Consider the following 401-nt stretch of genomic DNA (forward strand, 5'->3'; position numbering starts at 1 on the left):
CCAGCCGATGAACCAACCTATGTCACGCGAGACGCCTGCGATCGAAATGCGCAACGTGTCCTGCCGTTTCATTTCTCCGGACGGCAAGGCAACCATCGCGTTGCGCGACTTCAGCATGTCGGTGGCGCGCGGCGAGTTCGTTGCGATTGTCGGGCCGACGGGCTGCGGCAAATCCACCACGCTCAGCATGATTACGGGCTTGCTCAAGCCCACTACCGGCGAAGTGCGCGTGATGGGCGCGCCGGTCGACGGCATCGATCCGCGCATCGGCTTCGTGTTCCAGGCGGACGCGGTGTTCCCGTGGCGCTCGGTCATCGACAACGTCGCGGCCGGTCCGCTGTATCGCGGCCGCTCGAAATCCGCCGCCTACGACGAAGCGAACGAATGGCTGCGCCGCGTGG

General features: G+C 65.3%; 1 protein-coding gene. It reads left to right on the plus strand.

Features of this window, described 5'->3' with window-relative positions; translation table 11 throughout:
- Nucleotides 1-7: 7 nt before the first annotated feature.
- On the plus strand, nt 8-401 hold a 394-nt coding region (locus SB822_RS55195), incomplete at its 3' end, for an ATP-binding cassette domain-containing protein (RefSeq protein WP_410858859.1).

Origin of the sequence: Paraburkholderia sp. SIMBA_054 (genome assembly GCF_046534875.1) — a bacterium.
Taxonomy (GTDB): Bacteria; Pseudomonadota; Gammaproteobacteria; order Burkholderiales; family Burkholderiaceae; genus Paraburkholderia; species Paraburkholderia hospita.